The 17,134-nt window shown below is 49.7% G+C and carries 10 protein-coding genes; all 10 read right to left on the bottom strand.

What is annotated here, in order from left to right; genetic code table 11:
* Window positions 1–10: 10 nt before the first annotated feature.
* The 10 genes from EOO50_RS12930 to EOO50_RS12975 all read right to left on the bottom strand — a co-directional run bounded on the left by EOO50_RS12930 (window position 11) and on the right by EOO50_RS12975 (window position 16,826).
* The gene (locus EOO50_RS12930) at window positions 11–601 is read right to left on the bottom strand and encodes a cytochrome c oxidase subunit 3 (protein WP_290840691.1); all 591 of its coding nucleotides are present in this window, start codon (window positions 599–601) and stop codon (window positions 11–13) included.
* Window positions 601–1,503, bottom strand: a complete 903-nt coding sequence (cyoE, locus tag EOO50_RS12935) for a heme o synthase (protein WP_290840700.1) — start codon at window positions 1,501–1,503, stop codon at window positions 601–603. Before cyoE ends, EOO50_RS12930 begins: the two co-directional genes overlap by 1 nt.
* Window positions 1,504–1,864: 361 nt before the next feature.
* On the bottom strand, window positions 1,865–2,701 hold the full coding sequence (locus tag EOO50_RS12940; protein ID WP_290840692.1) for a hypothetical protein: 837 nt from the start codon (window positions 2,699–2,701) through the stop codon (window positions 1,865–1,867).
* A gap of 97 nt (window positions 2,702–2,798) precedes the next feature.
* Entirely contained in the window at window positions 2,799–4,901 is a 2,103-nt protein-coding gene (locus EOO50_RS12945) for a gliding motility protein RemB (RefSeq protein WP_290840693.1), read from the bottom strand.
* 10 nt (window positions 4,902–4,911) lie between these two features.
* Complete coding sequence (gene deoC, locus EOO50_RS12950; protein WP_290840694.1) at window positions 4,912–5,655, bottom strand: deoxyribose-phosphate aldolase; 744 nt, start codon at window positions 5,653–5,655, stop codon at window positions 4,912–4,914.
* A 36-nt stretch (window positions 5,656–5,691) separates the two neighbouring features.
* Window positions 5,692–6,069: a VanZ family protein gene (locus tag EOO50_RS12955; protein ID WP_290840695.1), complete on the bottom strand. Its 378-nt coding sequence runs from the start codon at window positions 6,067–6,069 to the stop codon at window positions 5,692–5,694.
* The gene (gcvH, locus tag EOO50_RS12960) at window positions 6,062–6,442 is read right to left on the bottom strand and encodes a glycine cleavage system protein GcvH (protein WP_290840696.1); all 381 of its coding nucleotides are present in this window, start codon (window positions 6,440–6,442) and stop codon (window positions 6,062–6,064) included. Before gcvH ends, EOO50_RS12955 begins: the two co-directional genes overlap by 8 nt.
* Window positions 6,443–6,529: 87 nt before the next feature.
* On the bottom strand, window positions 6,530–13,879 hold the full coding sequence (sprA, locus tag EOO50_RS12965; protein ID WP_290840697.1) for a cell surface protein SprA: 7,350 nt from the start codon (window positions 13,877–13,879) through the stop codon (window positions 6,530–6,532).
* Window positions 13,880–13,883: 4 nt separating this feature from the next.
* Window positions 13,884–14,465, bottom strand: coding sequence for a Holliday junction branch migration protein RuvA (ruvA, locus tag EOO50_RS12970; RefSeq protein WP_290840698.1), 582 nt, complete (start codon window positions 14,463–14,465; stop codon window positions 13,884–13,886).
* Window positions 14,466–14,528: 63 nt separating this feature from the next.
* Window positions 14,529–16,826 (bottom strand): NADP-dependent malic enzyme, encoded by a 2,298-nt coding sequence (locus tag EOO50_RS12975; RefSeq protein ID WP_290840699.1) that lies wholly within the window; start codon window positions 16,824–16,826, stop codon window positions 14,529–14,531.
* Between the last annotated feature and the right edge of the window lie 308 nt (window positions 16,827–17,134).

A 17,134-nucleotide genomic window follows, 5' to 3' on the forward strand; every position in this document is an offset into this window, starting at 1 on the left:
GGCTTTTTTTTTATTTAAAGAAAGACAAAAATAAAAACAAATAAAGCCACAGGAAATCGAGAAAATGCCAGTATGTCGCACCAAGCTCAATTCCAAGCGTTTGAGAAGAATTGTATTTTTGTTTAAAATGTTTATAAATAATGATGAGCAGCGCAATCATGCCGCCCGCGAGGTGAAGCAAGTGCACGACCGCCACCACGTAAAGGAAAGTCGTCGTGATGTTGCTCTCAGGCCCCGTAAAATAGTGTCCTTGTTCGACGATTTGCGCGAAGCCTCGAAACTGCAACATCACAAACGCGATCGCAAGTCCTAACGTCGCGAGCAAAAACCCGGTCGTCGCCGAACGTTTGTCTTGTTTTATCGAACGTTTCGCCATCACCATCGTCAGGCTGCAAAGCAAGATTACTACGGTCGACGCGTAAAACGCCCACGGCATCTCGAAGTTCTGCAACCAGTCCTTGCGGCTTTTACTGACTACGAACGCGCTCGTCAAACCTGCGAACATCATCGTCATCGAGATCATCGCGAACCAAAGTATCAACTTATACGAACGGTCGCTGCGTGATTTGTGCTCTTGGGCCGTCATGCCATCTATTGCCATTATCGTAAGAATTTATCAAGAATATAAACCACCTGCAAAAGCGAAATATACGAAACGCTTGCAAGCATGAGCGCTTTCGCCGCTTTGGCCGTGCGCAATTTGTATAGTTTCACGGCATACACGAGCATCCAAAGCCCGAGTATGAATACGATTCCGGCTGATATCGGCGTGATGTAAAACTGTCCCGTATAACCCAGAGCCGGCAATAACGACGCGACCATTAACCAAACCGTGTATAGAATCGTCTGTAACGCGGTCGATTTGTCTTTCTTGCCCGTCGGAAGCATGAAAAATCCGGCCTTCTCGTAATCTTCGTACAAGAACCAGCCGATCGCCCAAAAGTGAGGAAATTGCCAAAAGAACTGGATCAAAAACAAGGTTCCGGCCTCAATGCCGAATTCGCCCGTAGCCGCGACCCAGCCCAACATGAACGGAATCGCACCCGGAAACGCGCCCACGAAAACCGAAAGCGGCGTAACCGTCTTCAAAGGCGTGTAAACACTCGTATATAAAAAAATCGAGATCGCACCGAACATGGCCGTCTTCGCGTTGATCATGTAAAGCAACACCAAACCGATCGCCGTCAATGCGAACGCGATCAAAAGCGCCGTATTCGGAGACATCCTGCCCGATGGAACCGGACGGTTTTTCGTGCGATCCATCAAAGCATCCAAATCTTTTTCAATGACCTGGTTGAACGCATTCGACGCGCCGACCATGCAATAACCGCCAACCATGAGCATCGCGAGCACGCTCCAACTAAACGGATGCGAGTCGCCGAAACCCAATAAATAGCCTGCGATTGACGAGAACAGCACGCTGATCGCCAAACCGGCTTTGGTGATGGCCTTGAAATCGGCGAAAGCGGTCTTGATCGAAAAAGTTTGAGGATGAGCGTCCAATGCGGTTTTCATTTGCTGTAAAGTCGCGCAAAGGTACGTTAGGAAAAGAAATTAGGCAATGAAAGGGTTGAAATTGTTCGTGTAAAAGTTTAGGGTTTAGGGTTTCGAGTTTTCGGTTTAGCGTTTCGAGTTTAGGGTTGGCATCGGTTCAGCAATGAACGTACGATTTCCCGATTCGCATCAAAAACAAAAACAACGCTAAACGCTAAACAAATAATTTGAAGCAATTTCCCGCTAACCGCTTCTAGCTTTCGCAAAAAACAAAAATTTTGCACGCTTGTCGCGAGCTTCCGTCGGTCGCTGCGCCAATTCGGCAAAATCAATTTGTTTTTTCGAGAAAGGCTATCCGTTATTATCGGGGCTAGGGTTTTGGGTTTGGTTCACGATCCGTCGCCAAAAAACGATCGAGTAGCGAAAAATTCACGTATTCGTTCGGAAGTGAATCTAAAATCTCGATCCGTTTATTACGTAAATGCGTCGTCATTCGGACAAACTTTCCTGTTCTCTTGAAATCCGCATCGTATTCCAAAGAAATTGTTTCGAGCGTATCGACGGTTTCTCCGTTCCAAGCCAGTTTACGCATCGGCACGTTTCCTGAGAATCCGATATCCATGACCAGCACGGTTTTCTCTTGAGCTGAGAACGTCGGATTTTCGAATTTTAGTTTCGGAGAAAACGAGCGTCCGTCGTTTCGCATTATATAAGTGGTCTGCCTTTCTCCTGGACGATATCTCGATTCGGAATGATATAAATTGAAATCTTCATTACCGTCGGCGTTCACATCTTTGAAGTCATAAATATCGATCGCGTACAGATATTCCTCATGGGCCAAAACCGGCTGGAGTTTTTCACTTTCACTGAGATAGATATTAAAATATTCAATCCCGCATTTCCGATCTACGACCAAATATCGGCCGGATTTTGAAAATATCCGCTCAAAAATATGGATGTTGGTCGCAAAAGAACTGTCGGGAGCTGCAACCACATATTTCTTGGAGAACAACGTTTTTTTATCCTTACGACTCGCGTAAATCCGAAGCGCATCCTGCAAAAGGTAATCGTTCCAAATACTGTCCTTAGTAGAAAACCAACAGCTCGTAAAAGCCGCCGCCGCGCGATCGCGTTCCGACTGCCGCGACTTACAAGAGTAAACCAAAGCCGAAATAATCACCAAAAATATCGCGACGCATTTCTTCATCCGACGAAAAATATTCTCCTAAACAAAAACGCAATCTCAACCAAAACCACTCTGCACTTTGCACCTTGCACCTTGCACCTTGCACCTTGCACTTCAATCAGTAGTCAAAATACCAATTAAACACATCGCTCCTCAACCCGATCGAAAACCAACTCGTCGTGTCCTTGGAATATGCGACGGTATTCGCCATCGGATCGAAATTCCTGTAAATATAACTCGCGAACAATCTCAAGTTTGTCGCCGGATTGACCAAATATCCCGCCTGAAGATCGGCGATAAAGACATTCGTTTTGTTGCCCTGCCCGACTTTCACGCCCGTATCAAGCGGGCGATTTTCGTCGTAACTCAGGTAAATGTTGCTTCCGTAGTTCGCCGTGCTTTGAGCTGGATCGAAATCCAAACCGCGCCTGCCGATCGTAAACTTCGCATCGGCATACAAACGGCCTTTGCTGTATCGGCCGATGACAAGGAATTCTTGGAAATTTCCGCCCCATTGGTGGCCGAGGCTTTGGTTGTTGTGCCCGTAATTCGTAATTGCGTCGCTGTGCGCATATACATACGGACGGACATGATTGTATTCCATTTGCAACACAAGTTTATCCACGTTGAACGCGTTGAAATATTTCAGGCCGAGTTGATACCCAAATTTATTCTTCCAGCTTTGATTCCCTGACTTCATATCGTCGAGCGAGAATTCGTCAAGCAGATACTGCGCGTAAAAATTAAACTGGTTCGTGATCTTGTATTTCGTCGTCGCGGCCAACATCGCGTTTCCGCTTCTCGACGAAGATGCGAACTCGACCGATCGATAGAAAATAATCGGGTTCACGAAGCTCATGTCAAACCCGCGGTTGTCGCTCTTTGCCCAAACCACCGATTCGAAAAATCCGAGGTTCCAACGCTTGGTCAAATTGATGCTCAAATAATGGCTCGCGGCGAATTTCTGCGCGTACGTGCCGTCGATCGTAACGTCGGGGCGCACATCTTTTAGCCACGTGTACACATTCGTGTATCGGATTTTCCAAAATGTCGTGTTGATCTTCACGAACGGATACGGCGTCACGCCATCGCCCATCAAAAGCGAGCGATAACCGTCGCCGATAAAATTTCGGCCATAACCCAAATTCAGGTTGAGGAATCGGCTCGGCGTGTACGAAAGATTTGCCTCGGCCAACGGGAAATCGTAGGAATCGGTCTTGAAACTCTTCGCGATGCCGATGCCGGGAATGATCGCGGGATTTCCTCCGCTGGGCGCGAGCGATTCCGCATATTGGTTGAAGTAATCGGCGAATCGGCCCTGGCTTTCGTAAATGGTCGTCGTGAAGTTGATCTGGTTGCCCAAACCGCCTTCGAGTCGCAAACCGCGCGTGTTTATGTATGTATAATCGGTTTGGTCGTTGCTGCTTTTCCCGAGTTGCAAATCGAAAATCGGATTCAATGTAAACCAGTAATCTTCACCCTGGATCTGCACCGTGCTTTCGTTCCACAATTTTCGTCCGTACCAACCCGATTTGTTCTTCTTGATCTTATCGTAAGCGGTTTGAAGGTTGTAATATCGGTTCACGTCAGCGTACGAATACGGCTTCGAACCGGTATGATTATTCGATCCAACCTGGTTCATCGCGTCGTCGAACTGGGCGTAATAACTATGTGAAAACGGAATGTTCAAATGACTCCTGAACTGCGGATTGTCGAACGTTTTCGTATACATTTTGGCCACGCTGTCGAATTCGCCCAATTGCTTGTCGCGATCGACTTTGGGTTTGACGGCAGCTTTTTGGGCCGCGGTCTGAACGGGAACTTCGCCGGGCTTGAGCAACGGGATCGCGATTTTTATCGTGTATTTCGCATACGTCGCGTTGCCGTTGTACGTCGGAGCGCTTGCCTTGGGCATTTCAGCGAACACGCGTCGGGCTTCGTCGGCGAGTTTGGTCTGGTCCGAATCTATGTAGATCGACTTGAAGACGCCCTGAGGATCGACCTCGAACAACACGAAAACGACGCCCGTATAACCTTGCGGCAAATCTGACGGCACCTTGAAATTATCGTACACATGCGTTTGCACCGCGTTGTAAAAACACGCTTCCAGTTCGGCGCCCTGCTTGCCTTCGCATCCCGTAAAAACCGGGAATTGCTCGTTTTGGGAGAATGCCGCCTGTGCGAAAAACAGCAGCAAAAGAACTCCTAGATATTGTTTCATTCTTGTCATTTTAATAATCTGTGCCCGAAATTTGTTTGCCCGCAATCGCTTTGGCCGACGATGTCCCGATGCGTTTCACGCCCAACCCGATCATTTCCTCGGCTTCTTCAAATGTACGCACTCCGCCCGCAGCTTTTACGGGCAGCGGACAGGCGTTTTCGAGCATGATGATGATTGCGGGAATGGTCGCTCCGTTCGGAAGGCCGTTTTCGGTGGCGAAAAATCCCGTGGACGACTTCACGAACACGTTCGGATATTGGTCTTCCTTGAAATTCGAAACGACGACGTTCTTGATCAGCGCGCACAATTGCGCAACCTGCAGATCGTTCAACGCCGCGACTTCGATGATCCATTTTATGGTTTTGTGGTTCGCAAGCGCGAGCGTCGTTCCTTGGAAAACTTCGTCTTTCACCAAGACGGTTTCGCCTTTTTTGAACGCTTCGTAGTTTACGACAAAATCGAGTTCGTCGGCTCCGTCATCTATTGCTTTCTGGGCTTCAATCAGTTTTTGCTCGACCGACGAAACGCCGAACGGGAAATCGATCACGGTTCCGATCAACACGAGCGACTTCGCCTTGGCGACCAACTTCTTTGCCTCGGCAACCTGGTCCGGTCGGATCATTGCGAGCTTGAAATGCCCGTCGATCGCCTCCTGTACCAAAGCTTGGGCAACGCGCGAATTTTCTTCGGCCGAAAGCCCAGCCTGCTCGGCGGTTTTGAGATAAGTCGAATCGAGAAATTGCCTTACATCCATGCGATAAAAATATAAAAAACAAACGCGCGCGCGTAATTAATTTCGGGCGCCGGCTTTCGTGTATGTATTGTAAGAGAAAAGGAGAATCGCAGCTATGATCGCGCCTGCCGTGTTGGCCGCGACATCTTTTGGATCGGCCTGTCGCGTCGCGGTAAACAAACCTTGGGCGATCTCGATGAGGATTCCGTACGCCAACGACAAAATCACCGCATGTAAAACGGTCTTGTTTTGACGGCCCTCGACGCGAAGGTAATTGAACCAGAGCACGACGAACACAAAATGAAAAGTGGCGTGAACATACTTGTCTACGCCACTCACGTTAACGCTGGGAAGGTCGCTGAAACTGACAAGGCAAAGCACGGTAACGAAAACCGTCCAGCCCAACGCAGCCGCGAACCATATTTTTTTAGGCACCCACGAGGTTTTTATAGTCATCGGCCGATAGCAATGTATCGAAGTCGGCGACGTCGGCAACTTTCACTTTCACCATCCAGCCTTTTCCGTATGGATCGGCATTCACGACTTCAGGGTTCGATTCGAGGTCTTCGTTGAATTCGACGATTTCCCCAGCCAACGGCAGGAATAGATCTGAAACGGTTTTTACGGCTTCGACGGTTCCGAAAACTTCGTCCTTCTCAAGCGTCTGGTCAAGCGTTTCGACTTCAACATAGACGATGTCGCCCAATTCCTTTTGTGCGAAATCGGTAATTCCGATCGTTGCGATATCACCGTCAAGACGCGCCCATTCGTGGTCTTTCGTGTATTTAAGTTCCTGTGGAATGTTCATGGTGTTGTGTATTTTTAGGTTTGCACGACAAATGTAAAATTTACGTACGGTATTTTTAAAGAACTCGGTGAAAATTTTTCCCGATTATCAATTTCCGAAGTTATAACGCAACGTGAATCCACCGCGGATGTTCGTCATCGGGTACGACGTCGATATCACGGCCTTGCTGAACTGATGATCGTAATAGAAAATCAACGTCAGGTTCTTGCTGAACGAATAATCGGCAGTCAATTTCGCCGACCAGATGTTTTGCCCGCCGCCCAATTGGTTGTTGTCGTAATCGAGGTTGCGCACGATCGTTTTGTTGTTTCTATACGAGGCGTCGAGTTTTACGTTGATGTCGCTTTTGATGATTCCGCTCGGATCCTCGGCAAGTTGAGACGAGAAAATCACGTCCTTGATGCGGTAACCCAAACCTACGACGTATTCCTTTCCTTGGACTTCGGTGAGTAAATTGTTGTCGAAACTCATGGAAAGCGCGCGGTCTTTCTTAATCTCGGCCAATACCTTGAACGAATTCTTCATCTCGAAATCGACGCGGATGAGCGGGTTGAACTGCTCGACCAGGTTCACGTTTGAAATGATTGTCTTCGTGTAGAAATTCCCGGCCGTATCGGTTCCGTTGAGTTCTTTGTCAGGATTGTAATCGAAGTTCGAGCGGAACGAGTTGATCGTGTACGACGCGCGATAATTCGACTGCAACGAGAAACGCTTGAAGCGATCCTTGAAATACTTGTAACGCATCAATCCGCTGTATTTGATCGTCCAGTTCGGGATCGGCATGTCGCGGAAAGCGCTTAACGATAAGTCTTTCGCCGATTCTCCGTATCCTGAACCCGTAATTCCGAAACCTGTGTACGCCGCGAGGAATGCCGGAAGCAAAACCGCCTGGCTGTTCTTTCCGAAACCTAACGGAAATCCGTCTTCAGGATTCGTCGGGAAGTTGTTCGTGCCGTAATAACTACGCGCCAAGCGATTCGCGATGATGATCCTGTTTTCGCGGAAATCCTGGAACGCCGACGAGACATTCTCATCACTTTGCTTGAACGACGTTTTGAGCATCACCGTCGAGATAGAGAAATTCCCGTAGCTGTAAGGCGAAAGCGAGTTGTAACCCAAGTCGACTTCAGGAGTCGTCAAATCATCGCTCACATCGTATTGCTCCGAATAATTGTCGGCATAGGTGCGGTTCGCGTTCAGATCGATCTTGAAATCGGGGAACAAATCTACGTTTGCCGTGATATCCAAAACCTTGTTGGTGACTTGGGTGAAGTTTTGGTTGTATTCCGGATACTGCGTCAGCCAACCGCGTTTCGCAGCCTCGTAACGCACATCGTCCTGGGAACCGAAAACGAAACCAAGTGTCGGCTTAGTCGACCCGAAGAAGCCCAATCCAGGCAAATATCCCGGAAGCACCGTTCCGCGGTTGTCGGTATAATTGATCTGAATGTTCTTGATACTCGTCGCGACACCAATCAATCCGTCGAGGAATACGCCGCGTCCGCCGGTTGCTGGAACTGCCGTACTCGTGATTTTCTCTCCGGGTTTCGGAGCCGCTGCAGGTTTCGCAGGTGCTTTCTTGGGCTTTTTGACAAGACCGATGTATTTGTAGAACGCGTCCATGTTCAACGCCGTGTTGAGTTTGTGAGACGCTGCATTCTGGATCGTATTTCCTAAGTTGTATTCGACGCCTTCATATTCGATGCTCGACAATGCCAACGAAGCGCGCTGCCAGCTGTAATCACCCGTATATGAATACGTCGATTTGACGAAGCTGAAAATCGGCAGTTTGTTGATCGGCAATTCGTAATTCACGACGACCTGCTGCGAATGTTGGTTCGGCAGTCCGATGTCGAAGAAATCATCCCAAACCGTGATCTCGTCATTCGGCACACCTTCAGGACTGATATAATTACGTACGATGTTACTGTTGGTCGCGTTGTAATTCACTTTGAGCGCTTTCGTAATCGGGAAGTTGAAACCGTATTGATAGTTGAACAAGTAATTGCGTTGGTACAACGGATCGATCGCGATCCCCGCAACATCGACCTGGCGGAACTGCTGCTTGTTGTACTGGCGCATGATATTCGAGTTGAACGTGATGTTCGACGGCAGGTAATTGAAATTGAAATCACTGAGGAATTTCCAGTAATCGGATTTCTTCAAAAACTTCATCTTCTTGAACGGCTCAACGGGTTTCGGTTGGAAACTGTACGCGTAATCGGCGGTCGCACTGACTTGTTGGTCGATCAGATTCTCGATTTCGTAATTGTGGCGGTTCACCTCGTTGTAGGAATACGAAAGCGTGAGGTTTTCAGGATCGTAAATCCGTTGTTTTTGTTCGGGAGCGCGCTCTTTTCGAACACCGATGAAGTTGATGCTCGTGCGTTTCGTGTAATCGATCGCACGGTTCTCGATGTTCTTCTTCTCGGCCTCGCCCTCAGTATTGTCAAGCAGTTGGTCGAGTTTGATATCCTGATAGAACGGATCGTATTGAGGCGTGATGATTTCCTCGCCCACGGCATAATTGAACGGAAGGTTCACGCCCCATTTCTTCGGAAGCAATTTACCCACGTTCACGTTCGTCACGATGTTGTATTGTTTCTGGTCTTCGCGGCTGCGTTCGTTCGGGCCTTGTTCAAGCGATCCGAACCCGATCGTACTCATGCGCCCGACAGCTGAAACCGTCGCGAAATCGGCGATGTTCGAATCGAGGTTCACGACACCTGCCCAACCGCCTTGGTTGTCCATCTCGGCCATACGCAACTCGTTGAACCAGACTTCTCCTCGCACCTCGCGGTTCGTGTTCGGAGCATCGGCGATAGGAATGACCGGATTTCTAGTATTGTTCTTGACACCGATCATGAGCGTGCGCACCAAACCGAAGTTCGGATTACCCTTGATACCCAAACGCAACTCATTGTCTCGTCCGGCCAACGTCGGATCCAAATCACCTTCGTTCATATAGCGGATTCCGTTCGCATCAGCTTCAGGAGCCGTGTTGTTGAGCGCCATGATCTTGAGCTTGGTAAGCAACGCAAGTGTCAGGTCCATTTCGTTCGACTCAGGCCAGACGACATCCTCGGCCAATGGCGAACAGGTGTCGTCAGATGTACTCGCATTGTTCGGATTGTATGTAAACGGCGTCACTTTCAGAGGAATCTGGACCTCGTAGAAGTTTTGCGTGAAGTCATTTCCGAATCGGATGAACGCCACCATTTCATTATCCTGCAACTTGTCGCCTTCGTTGACCTCAGGCAAAGCCTCGGCATGAAGGAACATTTTCAATTTCTTGAACTGACGCATGTCCACGCTCACGTTCTTGAACACCGCGCGGCCGTTTCCTGACATGGCCGGATCGGGATCGAGTCCGTTCGGGGCATCGATACGCAATGCAAGTGATTGTTCGTTTTGGTTGATCACCGAGTTTTGTTGGTACAATTGCTCGCGGTTCACGCCCGGAGGCGAAACGTAATTCACAGGGCAGCGATCGCCGTTTTCCTGGATGTTGAGCGCCTGGACATCGAAGTTCACGTTGTCGTCGGTAAGGTTCGCATCTTGCGTGACGAGCGAATTCGTGAATCTTCTCCATTCGCCGCGGACCAAATCGAGTGCGCCGAAACGCAACGTCACTTGTTGGTTGAAGTCGGTCAGGAACATACGCATGAACTGTATCGTCTTGAAGTCTGACAAACCTCCGACATTGTTCACGAACTGATCAACCGGAACCTTGAACAACATCCAACGAGCCGTCGTGCTGTTCGCCCCGGAAGGAAGATTCGTCGCCTGAGTCTCGCGTATGTCCACGAGGAAAGGCGCGTCAGGCTGGCCGATGTCCATGTTCGGATAAACCGGAATGCGGTATTCGTAATACGCATTGATTTCGTTCATCGTATTGTCGCGGTTGATATCGTCGATATCGGGAAGCGTTGTCGATCCGCGGTTCGTATCGGATACGTCCACGGGCGAGTTGCCCTGCGTTCCGTTGTAATCGCGGTAACGTTCCAAAAGAGTTCCGGTCGCGGTTAGGTAATATTGGTAATTATCGGCCGATGGATCCGGGAATCCTGCGAATTGCGGGAATTTCGCAGCTTCTTCGTCGTCGCTCAAACCGTCGAGACCGATATCCTGCGCGGTCCTGTTTCCACCGTCGGCATCATAAGCGTAGATAAGCGATTGAGAACCCGGAACATTACCCCAGATCGTAGGCACCAAGACCTGTCCTGGCCCGAGACCGTTCTCGAACTGCTTGCGTCCGTCGCGAAGAATATCTTCTGAAATGGAACCTAAGTTCAAATAAAGTGTTCCCGCATTCGTATTCGGAGAAGCCTGATCAGGATTTCCGGGATCGAAATACGGGTCGAGCATCCAAAACTGAATGTATTCGACGTTTCCTTGCTCGAAGTTGGTCGAGTTGAGCGCGCGCATGATTCCACCGAAGTTTTCAGTAGGATTGGGAAGCGTTCCATCGGTCGCGGCAGCCGGATCGTAGTTATACGGGCCGCGTTCGGTTGGATAATATGTTAGGTCGAGCGTGTTGACGACCGTACTTTGACCGACGGCGATGTCCACGTTCGGATACAATTCGTCGCTGTAGATCCGGCGCGTCGCGTTGTAACTCACGTCCTGAATCGAAACGCCCGCGGGACGTTGTGCATAAAATATCGGATCGATCGAATACCACGAAAGTTTGGCACGCCTAAAGCCTGTGTCCAAACCAATCGGGCTGTTCGCGACGTTGAAGAAATCATAATCGCTCGTCGCATTGCTCACAGGAGTCGACGAAAGGAACCACGAAAGCGCACCGCGTAAATCGATCGTCGTTTGTGACCCTTCGAAATCATCTATGTAAATCGTCGATTCGCCTTCGAATTGATCGGCTTTCGGGGTGTCGGGCTTTAGGAAAGCGACTTCACCGCGGATCGAAACGTTTGATGGAACGTCAGTGTCGATGTTCGGCAACATATTCGCGAAACGCGTCAGGAACGGCACTTCGGTCGCGTAATTTCCATTGACGCCGAAGATGCTGTTGTTGACCGATTCTTGTCCGTAGTTCGATTTTTGCGTAAACGGTCTTTCGGTCATTTTGAGGAACGTCGCGCCCAAGAGGAATTTATCCGAGAATTTGTGTTCGACGTTCACACCGAAGAAACGGCGTGTCTGTTGTCCGAAAACCGAGTTATTTTCCACCGAAACCTCGATCGGCGTATTCTGCAGCGATGGATCAAGAATCTGCACGCGTCCCAACTGATAGTTCACGCTGTAATCGACGCCTTCCACCAAGACACGGCCTCCCGCAGTCACGGTCACCGAACCTTGCGGAACATTGTACGCGCCGATTGCGATTCCGTCGCCTCCGGTCGATTTGAATCGGCCCTTGAGTTGGAATTTGTTCTTCTCGCTTTGTTGCAACGCCTGCGCCTGCGTGTTGTCGTACATGATCTTGTAGACGTATTTCTGCTGGTTGGCGTTGTAGGTATTCTCGTTTTCGTAGTTCTCGCCCGCGTTGTTCTGAAGTTTGGTAAAGAGCAATTCACCGAACGGCTCCACGGTGCTGAAAATGATTCGGCCGTACTGGGAATCGATCGTATAACCCGGAAGGTAATCGAAGAAACCGTCTCCACCGACCTGCGGATCGTTATTGTAATTCAATCTGTCGAGGTTGAAGACTTTCAAGAGCGGCGTCTCGGCGACCGGAGCGTCGGGGTTGTTCGGGAAGGTCGTGCCCGCAACCGGCGTGATGTAGTTGATCGGCGACGGATCGGTGTATAGAATGTTAAATCGGAAATCTTCCTGCTCCAACTGGAAAGCGCCCGGAATCTGATAGATGTTCTTCATCATGAGGTTCCAAACCGGAAGCGTCACGTTGGTCAAGCTACTGCGCAACATTTTGAGCACGAGGCTTTGCGTGGAAACTGAAGCGACATCGCCCGTAACCGGATCGTTCGTAGCTTGCGTAGCTTCGACACCATCGGTTCCGAATTCCCCGACTTGGTAAACCTGACCGCCAACGGTGTATTCGTACGAAACGGCAAGCACTTCGTCGTTCGAGAGTTTTTGCTGTAGCGATATGTAACCCAATTGCGGATGGTACGTGAATTCGGTCGACGTAAGCTTTCGCGCGTTTTCCAATTTAGAAAAATCCCTTCCTTCCGTCGCGCTGGCATTGTTGAAACCCGACGAGGCCGTCACGATTTCCCTGATGTTCTGGTTGAGCAAACCGCCCGCTCCTATCAACGCCGGATCGTAGTCGTTGTTCTTGTTGTCAGGTGGCGAATTTACGGGCTGGTTGAAGAATGTTGTCGGGTCAAGCGGGTTGATCGCAACGATGTCGGTATCCACTGAACCCGTGAGTTGCGCTTCACCCAAATCCTGCAACGCCACGATATTCCTAAGGTTGTTGTTGGTCGTCGTGACGCGGTTCTGCCTGTTGGTTACCCAAACTTCGATACGCGTGATCTGGACGCGGGTGTCGAGCAACGGATAATTGCGCATCGCGTCATCGTAGCGGTTTCGGAAATACTGCGAAAGGAAATAATGGCGATCGGCGTCGTAATCCAACCCGAAAAGCTCAAAGTCCTGGATCGTTCCGCCGCCCTGGGCAGCAACCGTTTTGGTCTGGGATTTCTGTTCCGAAAATACGCCCGTAACCGTCGTCTTCCCGAATTGCAACTGCGTCTTGACCCCAAAAAGGCTTTGCGCGCCGCGGATCAACGTGCTGTTGAGCGGCATGCTCACGTTACCGACTTCGATTTTCTGGATGATGTCGTCCTCAGTCGGCGCGTATTCGAGTTTGATCAAATTCTGGAACGCGAACGTCGATTCGGTGTCGTAATTGGCCGTGACGTTCAATCGTGTCCCAACTTTTCCCATCAAGCTCATGCTGATGCGCTGGTCGAAGTCAAACGTCGTACTGGCGCGGTTTCGCGGTGACAGCGACGGGTTGTCGGTCTTGGTATAACGCACGCCGAGATCCATTTCTACGGATCCCGTTGGTTTGACGTCGATGGTATTGCTTCCGAAAATCGTCTCGAAGAAGCCTGAATTCACGTAATAGCGCGGCAAAAGGTCTTTTTTTCCTTCTTCGTTCTTGCCCGATATCGCGTCGGATTTTGACTTGAAATAATCGCGTATGCTTTCGCGTTGCACGAGTTGTTGGTATTCCTCGGGCGTTAAGATGATCGGATAATTGATGTTGAACTCGTCCACTTTGCTTGTGTAGACGTATCGATTCGTGACCGGATCGTAGGTGTAAGCGTCAACGATACTGGGCGGATTCGGCAATTGCATCGTGCCCTGGCTGTAGCCGATGGTGTCCTGCTGAGGCACGTCGTCTTCCTCATCAACCTGAGCCGACGCCGAAAAACCGGCCAGCAACAGGCAGAAAGAAAGTATATTTTGTAACGATATCTTTGTTCGGTTGTAATCTGTTTTCAAACTCTTATAAGTTTTTAAGCGCTGATTTGATGATGGTTTCCACAGTGGCTCCCGGATTTTCCTTAACAACTCTCTCAACGGCCTTCTCAGCCAATTTTTTGTTAAAGCCCAGCACTTCCAAAGCAGATAACGCTTCATCTTTGTTTGTATTGTTTGCCGAAACTGAAACTTCATCCAGATCGTAAACTTTTAACACTTTGTCCTTCAAATCGAGTATGGCGCGTTGTGCCGTTTTGGTTCCGATGCCTTTGATCGACTGTATGGTTCCAAGGTCGCCGACCGCCAATGCCTGAATGATCTGTTTAGGGTCGAGAGACGACAACATGGTACGCGCAATCCCAGCACCTATGCCCGATACCGACAAAAGCAACTTGAAAATCTCGCGTTCCGATTTCTCTACGAATCCAAACAATGTGTGTGCGTCTTCCTTGATCTGGAGATAGGTATACAACCGAACATTTTCGGTTGCGGGAAGCAAGGAATAAGTGTGCAGTGAAATGTTAATTTGATAGCCCACGCCGTTGCAATCGATGATTACTTCGGTGGGTGTTTTTTCAACCAATCTGCCCTGTATGTGCGCAATCATTAATGTTAAGTAATTGCCAAATATATGAAAAAACTTTTACAGGCTAAGCCCTTTGTTCATCGGCTAATTTTTAACGATCAGGTTTTTGAGGCGCTTTTGTTTTTCCTGGGCATCCACAACTGCCACGGCAGCCATGTTCACCATCTCTTCGACGCTCGCTCCGAGTTGGAAAATATGCACGGGTTTGTCCAAGCCTAACATGATCGGCCCTACCGAATCGGCCTTGTCGAGTTCCTTAAGTAATTTGTACGTGATGTTAGCCGACGCGAGATCCGGGAAAATCAACGTATTTACCTTTTGATCGGCGAGTTTCGAGAACGGGAATTTCTTCTTGAGCATTTCCTGGTTCAACGCGAAATCGGCTTGAAGTTCACCGTCAACCTTGAGTTCAGGATAATATTTGTGCAGGTAATCGACGGCTTCACGGACTTTTTTGGCCGCAGGATGCGAAGAAGATCCGAAATTCGAGAACGAAATCATCGCGATCACGGGTTCCATTCCGAACAAACGCACGGTCTTCGCGGTCATGAGCGCAATCTTCGCCAAATCATCGGCTGACGGATCGGGATTGATCGCCGTATCGCTTAAAAACATCGGGCCGCGGTTGGTCATCATCATGTTTGTCGTGGCGACCAACGAAATTCCGGGCGCTTTGTCGATGAGTTGCAAAATCGGTTTCACGGTCGCGGGATAACTGCGCGAATAGCCCGTAACCAAAGCGTCGGCCTCGCCTTCGTTGACCATCATGGCCGCGAAATAATTGCGTTCGCGCATCCATTTTTGGGCATCGAGCAGGTTCACGCCTTTGCGTTGGCGCGCCTTCCAGAACATTTCGGCGTAATGCAGGCGGCGCTTGTCCTCTTCTTTCGTCTTCGGGTCGAAAATCGGAACATCGGCATCGAATCCGATTTCTTCCTTAAGTTCGAGTATGATTTCCTTATTTCCGAGCAAGATCGGATGTCCGATGCCTTCCTCGAACACGATCTGCGCCGCTTTGAGCACGTCGAGTTGGTCGGCTTCGGCGAAAACGACACGCTTTGGATCGCTCTTGGCGCGGTTCGTAAGCAAACGCACCATTTTGTTGTCGGATCCCAGACGGTCGAGCAATTCTTCCTCGTACTTCATCCAATCGTGGATCGGATGCAGCGCCACGCCCGAATCCATCGCCGCTTTCGCAACCGCAGGCGCAACCGTCGTGATCAATCGCGGATCGAACGGCTTCGGGATTATATAGTCGCGTCCGAATAGCAATTTTGTCTCTCCATACGCGATATTCACCTGCTCGGGAACCGATTCCTTCGCAAGCGCGGCGAGCGCCTTAACGGCCGCCATTTTCATTTCTTCGTTGATGATCGTGGCCCGGACATCGAGCGCGCCTCGGAAGATGTACGGGAAACCGAGCACGTTGTTCACTTGGTTCGGATGGTCGGAACGGCCCGTCGCCATGATGATGTCCTTGCGGGTTTTTATCGCCAAATCATAATCGATTTCAGGAATCGGATTGGCCATCGCGAACACGATCGGATTCTTCGCCATGCCGAGCAACATTTCAGGGCTCAGGATGTTTCCGGCTGAAAGCCCGAGGAATACATCGGCGCCTTTCATGGCATCAGAAAGCGATAAGTCTTTTTTGTCTTTCGCGTACAATCGTTGAAGATCCGACAAATCGGTTCGGTCGCTTGAGATCACGCCGTCCTTGTCGAACATGATGATATTCTCGACTTTCACGCCGAGCAGCAAGTAGAGGTTCGCACAAGCCAGAGCCGCGGAACCGGCGCCTGAAACGACGATCTTTACTTTTTCAATCTGTTTTTTCGCGAGTTCGAGCGCGTTGAGCAAAGCCGCCGATGAGATGATCGCCGTGCCGTGCTGGTCGTCGTGCATCACGGGAATGTCAAGTTCTTCCTTTAATCGCCTTTCGATCTCGAACGATTCGGGCGCCTTGATATCTTCGAGGTTGATACCGCCAAACGTCGGGGAAATTCGCTTCACCGTTTCGACAAATGCATCGACGTCCTTTTCATTGATTTCAATGTCGAACACATCGATGTCGGCGAAAATCTTGAACAGCAACGCCTTGCCTTCCATTACGGGTTTCGACGCCTCGGGACCGATGTCGCCCAGGCCCAAAACCGCGGTTCCGTTTGTGATGACCGCCACGAGATTTCCCTTGGCGGTGTATTTGTAAACGTTGTTGACGTCTTTGGCAATTTCGAGGCAGGGCTCGGCAACTCCGGGAGAGTAAGCCAGCGACAAATCGCGTTGCGTGGCGTATTTCTTGGTTGGAACTACTTTTATCTTTCCGGGTTGCGGTTTAGCGTGATACAAAAGCGCTTCCCTTCGTTTGCTGTACTTGTTCATAAGAAATGGTTCAGGCTGGCAAAGGTAGGGTTATTAAAAGAAAGTTGAAAAGAATTCGACGAAAAGCACCGTTTTCGCAATCGTTATTTCACCGATTTCAAATCACGGTAAAACTCATAAATGTTCGCCTCTTAACCTTTGCAGCCGATGAAAAGACGCGGCGAAATACGCGCATGGAATCGATTGTCGTGACTTGCATCATTCGTGAACTTGATTAGGCGGACACTAGCCGCTAAGGTTCGCCCCGCCGTTGCTGGATCAACGGTCCGGGACTGGTCTCCTGGCGCACCGGCCGGACCGTGGCGGTG

The sequence above is a fragment of the Flavobacterium sp. genome, assembly GCF_004211145.1.
GTDB lineage: Bacteria > Bacteroidota > Bacteroidia > Flavobacteriales > Flavobacteriaceae > Flavobacterium.